We start from the raw sequence: 6,753 nt of genomic DNA, 5'->3' as shown, positions 1-6,753 counted from the left end.
CTCTTCATGACGGTCGGCTCCCTTCTGTGTGTGGCTCCGGCCCCCGCTGTCTCTAGCGTGAGCCGATCCACGGAAGCTATGAAGCGACTACGGACAGAACCGGAGCCGGCCGTTTCATGCTGACTTGATGCGGAGGCTATGGCGCGGCGTTCCATTGAGCCGTCGACGATGTCGCTCCTGGGGCTGGTGCGACACCTGGCCGAGGTGGAGCGTGCGACGTTCCGGGTGCTGATGGCGGGACAGGACGTGCCCCGGCTGTTCTGCTCCGACACAGACCGTGACGGTGATTTCGATGGTGCTGTTCCCGACCCCCGGGTGGTTGCGGAGGCGTGGGACGCATGGCGTGCGGAGGTGGACTTCGCCACGCGGTTTGTGGCCGAGGCACCCAGTCTCGACATCACCGGCGACGATCCCTTGAATCTGCATGGCAGCGGTGGAGGGCCGATGTCGCTGCGCGAGGTGCTGGTCGGAATGCTCGAGGAGTATGCCCGCCACATGGGTCACGTCGACCTGTTGCGCGAGCGGATCGACGGACGCATAGGCCAGTAATGATCGATCTTGGGGAGCAGGTCGCTCAGCTTCGTCTCCGGTGGTCAACTGAGACCCAAAGCGAAAGGGGTTGCGCCGCTGATCACGGCACAACCCCTCTGAGCTGGCGGAGGATGGGGGATTTGAACCCCCGAAAGGTTGCCCTTTACACGCTTTCCAAGCGTGCGCCCTCGGCCACTAGGCGAATCCTCCGCCGACGAGCTTACCGGACTTACGGCCGTGTGCGGACCACGTTTCCGTCTGGTTCCACCGGTTCCCACGGGTGGAGCGAGCACTGCCGGGTCGGGCTAGACTATCCAAGGACCCCTCGCGCGGCGTCATCCTGTGAACCTCCCCAGGGCCGGAAGGCAGCAAGGATAAGCGGGCTCTGGCGGGTGTGCGGGGGGTCTCTTCGTTGAGAGCCCCCTCGCAGGCGGGATGGTCGCATGAGCCTTGCGCTTTACCGCAAGTACCGACCCGGGACCTTCGCCGAGGTCAAGGGTCAGGAGCACGTCACAGACCCGCTGCGGCAGGCGTTGCGCACGGGCCGGATCAACCACGCCTTCCTGTTCAGCGGCCCCAGGGGATGTGGCAAGACCTCCAGCGCCCGCATCCTGGCGCGTTCTCTCAACTGCGAGCAGGGCCCGACGCCCGACCCGTGCGGCGTCTGCGAGTCGTGTGTCGCGCTCGCCCCCACCGGTCCCGGCCACCTCGACGTCATTGAGATCGACGCCGCCTCGCACGGTGGCGTGGACGACGCCCGCGACCTGCGTGAGCGCGCCTTCTTCGCGCCCGTCTCCGCGCGTTACAAGATCTACATCATCGACGAGGCGCACATGGTGACCCGCGAGGGGTTCAACGCGCTGCTCAAGCTCGTCGAGGAGCCTCCGCCGCACTTGAAGTTCATCTTCGCGACGACCGAGCCGGAAAAGGTCATCGGCACCATCAAGTCGCGTACCCACCACTACCCGTTCAGGCTGATGCCCCCGGCGACGCTCAGGGCGCTGCTGGAGGAGATCCTCTCCTCGGAGAGCGTGCCCTTCGAGCCGAACGCGCTCCCCCTCGTCGTACGCGCCGGCGCCGGCTCCGCCCGTGACTCCCTCTCGATCCTCGACCAGCTGCTCGCCGGGGCCGAGGAAGACGGCATCACCTACGCCAAGGCCGTCTCCCTGCTCGGCTACACCGACGGTGACCTGCTCGACGAGGTCGTCAACGCGTTCGCGGCCCGGGACGGCGGGCTGGTGTTCCACACGGTCAACCGGGTGATCGAGGGCGGCCACGACCCCCGCCGCTTCGCCTCCGACCTGCTCGAACGCTTCCGCGACCTGGTGATCCTGGCCAACGTCCCCGAGGCGGCCTCGAGCGGCCTGCTCGACCGCCCGGGCGACGAGCTGGAGCGCCTGGTGCAGCAGGCCGCCTCGATGGGCCCGGCCGAGCTCACCCGCGCGGCCGAGGTCTTCAACGCCGGTCTCACCGAGATGCGCGGCGCCACCTCGCCGCGCCTCCTCCTCGAGCTGATGTGCGCCCGCGTCCTGCTCCCCGGCGCCTCGCAGGGCGAGGACTCCCTGCTGGCCCGCCTCGAACGCCTCGAACGCGGCGGCGCCGTCGCCCAGATGGCCGCCCGAGCCTCATCCGGTACGCCCACCGCCCCGGCGCCCGTCTCCCGGCCGGGAGTTCCGGCCGACCAGGGCACCCGGGCCCCCGCGGCCCAGCCTTACCCCGGTCCTTCGGCCGAAGCGGCCGGCGGGCACACTGCGGCGGCGCAGTCTCCCGCCGCGTCGGCGACCACCGCTGCCGACGACTGGCCCGAACCCGCTCGCCCAGGCGCTCCGGCAGCAGCCCCGGCCTCCGCACCCGCGGGCGGATCAAGCGCCGTGCAGCAGGCTCCACCCGGTGGGGGCGCCCCGGTCGCGGGTGGGGCGGGCGCGATGCAGGCGCAGTGGCCTGCCGTGCTGGCCGCGCTCAAGCAGCGCAGCATCGTGGTCTGGGCCAACGTGAGCACCAACGCCCAGGTGGTGGGCGTCGAAGGCAACCTGGTCACGCTCGGTTTCAGCCAGGTCGGCGCGATGAAGAACTTCACGGGTGGCGGCAAGGACGCCGTGGTGGCCAGTGCGCTCGGCGACGTGCTCGGCGGCACGTGGCGGGTCGAGGCGGTCGTCGGCGGCTCCCCGGCCCCGCCGTCCTCCCGAGGGCCCGCGCGCTCCCAGCCTCCCTCGCACGCGGGAGGTGGCCAGGTCGGCGCCGTGGGTCAGGGATCGACCAGTCCTCAAGGGACGGCGGGCGCACAAACCACCTCTCACGGTACGTCGGGCTCTCAGGGACGTACGGCCTCACACGGCACGCCCCACGACGGCCGGGACGCGCAGGACCCCGGCCAACCTCCGGCCGCCCCGCCAACTGCCCCAGGACCTCAGACCACGGACGAGTCCTGGCCCGATGCCCCCGACGACCTCAGCCCGGACTCCCCGCCCACCCCCGACCCCACGCGATCCGTGACCACCGCCACTCCGGCAGGCCCTGTGCCCGCGGGTGCGGGACTGGCCGCCGCACGGTCTGCGGCGAAGGCGGCGGCCCAGTCGGGTCCTCGTGTCCCGGCCGCCCGCAGCGGTGGCACCCCGGCCTGGCCGGACAAGGTCCCCTCCCGCGGCAAGGGTCCCGAGTCGGACGACGTCGACCCCTTGAACGACGCGGACGCCGACGTGGACGCCGTCTCCGGCATGGCTCTGCTGGAGAGAGAACTGGGCGCCCAGGTGATCGGCGAAATCGACCACACCTGACGCACGCTGGAGGCCGGCCAAAACCGTCCAGGCGGGCAAGGTTGCGACGTTGCGGTCTTCGCCCGTGCGGCCGAGGGGCGTTGAAGTGAGGGGCCGTAGTGACGGCGGCGGGAGGCGCCCTCCCGTGCTCTGCCGTAAAGACCCTGAAAACACCAGCCCACGCGGCCGGGAGAGGGGATCAGGACACCAGCCGGGCGCGGGCGGCGGCGGCGCGGGGGTCGGTGTGGGGAAGGGCGGCGAGGCGCTCCAGGATCTCGTAGTCGTCGCGCCCGTTGGAGGTCTGCGCGTACGCCCACAGATCATCAGGCGACCCGCGGCGCAGGAGGCAGGCGCGGACCTGAGCCTCCAGCTCGTCGCGTTCCCGGCGGATCTCCGGGGACTCGGAGCGGAGCAGCAGCGGGCCCGTGTACGCGCGGGCCAGCGACTCCGGGGCGTTCGCCGAGAGATGGCGGCGCAGCTCCAGGAAGTCGGCCTCGATCGGGCACGTCAGCCGGTACGGCTTCGCCGCGATCGCGCCCCCGAGCTGTCCCCGCAGCCGATGGATCTCGGCACGGATCGTCACCGGGTTGCCGTCGTCCCCGTACAGGTGGAACGAGAGTTGCTCGGCCGTCAGGCCATGCGGATGCAGCGCCAGGAGCGCGAGGATCTCCGCGTGCCGGAGCGAGAGCGGCCGGTCGCGATCTTCGAAGGTGGCCGAGGGCGGGCCTTCGCCGAGGAACGACAACGTCAGGGCCGGCGCCGTGGCGGACGGTGACTGGCGCAGGAGGAAGCCGTCCGAGAAGGGTTCGAGCAGGGCCACGGTGCCGTCCCGGAGGATCATGCGCCGGCCCGGGACGTGCACCGGTTCGCCGAGGTGGACGCGGTCGCCCAGGTAGCCGGCCGGATCGCCGGAGATGACGCGGCCGGTGGCCGACAGCAGGACGCCGGGCCCGCCGCGCAGGGAGTCGTAGCGGCGGCGCAGGTGCTCGTCGCGTTCGTGCATCCGCAGGGCGAGCTGGGTCTCGGCGAGCCTGGCTGCGGCGGCGACCAGGGCGACGGTGGCGGGATGCAGGGTGCGGGTGATGCCGCTGACGTCGACGCAGCCGATGATCCGGCCCGAGTCGGGGTCGGTGATCGGGGCGCCGCTGCACGACCAGGTGTGCAGCACGCGCATGAGGTGTTCTTCCGCGTAGATGTGTACGGGCCGGCCCATCGCGAGTGTGGTGCCGATGCCGTTGGTGCCGACTCTGTGCTCGCCCCAGTGGTGCCCGTCGGCCAGGCCGATCTGGTCGGCGCGGCGCATGGTCGTGTTGCCGCCCTCCCGCCACAACACCCGGCCGTCACCGTCTGTGACGATCATGATGTTGCCGGTCTCTTCGGCCAGGCCGGACAGCGTCTGGGCGAGCATCGGCACCAGAGGTCGCAGCGGATGCGCCGCGCGGACGTCCTTGATGCGTGCAGGGTCGTAGACGAGGGGGGCGCTCTTGTTCTCCATGTCGATTCCCGCCTCCAGAGAGCGGCGCCAAGAGGCCGTGATCAGGCGGCGGGGCGACGCTGGCCAAACCCGACCTGTCGCCGCGGCTTCGTGCGCTCCGCGTAGAAGGCGGGAGTACGCGTCGAGATGGGGGTAACTCATCGGTCACTCCAAGTAGTCAATTAGAGCATCCGTCTTGCGGGCGATCCGTGCAACCCGTTCGGGGGGATTGCGCAGGGTGATTGAATGAACGCAACGTGTGTGCAACGTTCGCATCGTTAGCGTGCTGGCCCAACGCGTCGGGCGTGGTGCGGCCGCTCAGTCCGGCGTGATGGCCGGGTCTCGGACGCTGGAGGGGGGCCGAGACCCGGCCATAACAACGGCAGGGCGAAACATGGGGACACCACCAGTACATGACGCCGCCCAAACACCGTAGGCTCGTGGCAGTCAAGAACGCGGAGCCACGAGGAGCGCACGACGGTGAACCCAGGGGATGTCAACCTGCAGCAGCTGCTGGAGCAGGCCCAGCTCATGCAGCAGCAGCTTGTGAGCGCCCAGCAGGAGCTCAACGACGCGCAGATCGAGGGCTCATCAGGCGGCGGCCTGGTCACGGCCGTCGTCAACGGCTCGGGCGAGTTGCTCGAGCTCAGGATCGACCCGAGCGTGATCGACGCCGGTGACGCGCAGGACACCGCCGACACGATCGCCGACCTGGTGATCGCGGCCGTCCGCGACGCCGTGCGCGCGGCCGCCGACCTGCAGCAGGAAAAGCTCGGCCCGCTGGCCCAGGGGCTGGGTGGCGGCGGCCTCGGACAGTTGCCAGGGTTCTAGGCATGTACGAAGGGGTCGTCCAGAACCTGATCGACGAGCTGGGCCTGCTGCCCGGCGTCGGTCCCAAGAGCGCGCAGCGGATCGCGTTCCACCTGCTGGCGGCCGATCCAGCCGACGTCAAACGGCTGGCCCACGCGCTGCTCGAGGTCAAGGAAAAGGTCCGCTTCTGCCGGGTGTGCGGAAACGTGGCGGCCGAGGAGGAGTGCCGCATCTGCCGCGACTCGCGCCGCGACACGCACGTGATCTGCGTGGTCGAGGAGTCGAAGGACGTCGTGGCGATCGAGAAGACGCGCGAGTTCCGCGGCACCTACCACGTGCTCGGCGGCGCGATCAGCCCGATCGACGGCATCGGCCCCGACGACCTGCGCATTCGCGAGCTCATGACGCGCCTGGCCGACGGCCGGGTCACCGAGCTCATCATCGCCACGGATCCCAACCTCGAGGGTGAGGCGACGGCTACCTACCTTGCCCGTCTGGTCAAGCCGATGGGTGTGAAAGTGACACGACTGGCCAGCGGTCTGCCTGTGGGCGGTGACCTCGAATACGCCGACGAGGTGACCTTGGGCCGCGCGTTCGAAGGACGGAGGCTGCTGGATGTCTGACCAGTGGAGCGCGCTGGCGGAAGAGATCGCCGGGCATGCCCAGAACTACGTGGACGGCCTGACCAGGGTCGCGGGCGGCGAGGGCGGGGATGCCATCTGGTCGTTGCTGCTGGTGGAGGTCGCCCAGGTGAGTCTGGCAGGCGCCAAGCTCGGCGCGAACAGAGACGTGATCCTGGCCGGCAACTACGAGCCGCCGATGAGCGAGGACCCCGACATCGACGGCGTGCGCACTGCGCTGGCCGAGTTGCTGGAGGCCGTCGACGACTACGCCGAGGTGTTCGACCCGTACAAGGACACAGGTGTCACTCCCTACCGGTTGTCCGACGACCTGACCGCGGTCGCCGCCGACCTCATCCACGGGCTGCGCCACTTCCACGCGGGGCGTCCCCACGAAGCGCTCTGGTGGTGGCAGTACTCCTACTTCAACACCTGGGGCAACCACGCCGGCGCCGCCATGCGCGCGCTGCAGGCCCTGGCCGCGCACTCGCGCCTCGACGTGGCGGAGGAAGCCACCACCGTATGATGATCATCCACATAGTGGTATGAGCCATCAGGCGCATGA

General features: G+C 70.1%; 5 protein-coding genes, 1 tRNA gene, 1 other RNA gene and 1 pseudogene. 6 read left to right on the top strand and 2 right to left on the bottom strand.

Annotation, left to right across the window (positions count from 1 at the left end):
- Window positions 1–135: 135 nt before the first annotated feature.
- Window positions 136–549 (top strand): annotated as a pseudogene (locus ACFLIM_RS34245) (DinB family protein); the annotation flags it as partial.
- 104 nt (window positions 550–653) lie between these two features.
- On the opposite strand, the gene ACFLIM_RS34240 reads toward ACFLIM_RS34245, so the two are convergent.
- A tRNA-Ser gene (locus tag ACFLIM_RS34240) sits at window positions 654–741 on the bottom strand.
- Window positions 742–847: 106 nt separating this feature from the next.
- On the opposite strand from ACFLIM_RS34240, the gene ffs reads away from it, so the two are divergent.
- Together ffs and ACFLIM_RS34230 are read left to right on the top strand one after the other, a co-directional pair.
- Window positions 848–943: signal recognition particle sRNA small type (gene ffs, locus ACFLIM_RS34235), an RNA gene on the top strand.
- 31 nt (window positions 944–974) lie between these two features.
- Window positions 975–3,305 carry a DNA polymerase III subunit gamma and tau gene (locus ACFLIM_RS34230; RefSeq protein WP_393172512.1) on the top strand — a complete coding sequence of 777 codons (2,331 nt, stop codon included), beginning with the start codon at window positions 975–977 and terminating at the stop codon, window positions 3,303–3,305.
- A 178-nt stretch (window positions 3,306–3,483) separates the two neighbouring features.
- Here the strand turns inward: ACFLIM_RS34230 and ACFLIM_RS34225 are convergent, their stop codons facing one another.
- On the bottom strand, window positions 3,484–4,779 hold the full coding sequence (locus tag ACFLIM_RS34225) for a GAF domain-containing protein (protein ID WP_393172511.1): 1,296 nt from the start codon (window positions 4,777–4,779) through the stop codon (window positions 3,484–3,486).
- Window positions 4,780–5,238: 459 nt separating this feature from the next.
- Between ACFLIM_RS34225 and ACFLIM_RS34220 the strand changes: the two genes are divergently transcribed.
- Genes ACFLIM_RS34220 through ACFLIM_RS34210 form a run of 3 tightly spaced genes read left to right on the top strand, consistent with a single transcriptional unit; the run spans window position 5,239 to window position 6,714 of the window.
- Window positions 5,239–5,589, top strand: coding sequence for a YbaB/EbfC family nucleoid-associated protein (locus ACFLIM_RS34220; RefSeq protein WP_350724084.1), 351 nt, complete (start codon window positions 5,239–5,241; stop codon window positions 5,587–5,589).
- 2 nt (window positions 5,590–5,591) lie between these two features.
- Window positions 5,592–6,191 carry a recombination mediator RecR gene (gene recR / locus ACFLIM_RS34215; protein ID WP_393172510.1) on the top strand — a complete coding sequence of 200 codons (600 nt, stop codon included), beginning with the start codon at window positions 5,592–5,594 and terminating at the stop codon, window positions 6,189–6,191.
- Window positions 6,184–6,714, top strand: a complete 531-nt coding sequence (locus ACFLIM_RS34210) for a DUF5063 domain-containing protein (protein WP_393172509.1) — start codon at window positions 6,184–6,186, stop codon at window positions 6,712–6,714. The genes recR and ACFLIM_RS34210 overlap by 8 nt, the downstream gene beginning before the upstream one ends.
- Window positions 6,715–6,753: the final 39 nt, after the last annotated feature.

The sequence above is a fragment of the Nonomuraea marmarensis genome, assembly GCF_043197025.1.
Taxonomy (GTDB): Bacteria; Actinomycetota; Actinomycetes; order Streptosporangiales; family Streptosporangiaceae; genus Nonomuraea; species Nonomuraea marmarensis.
This window is presented reverse-complemented; position numbering and strand designations above follow the sequence as displayed.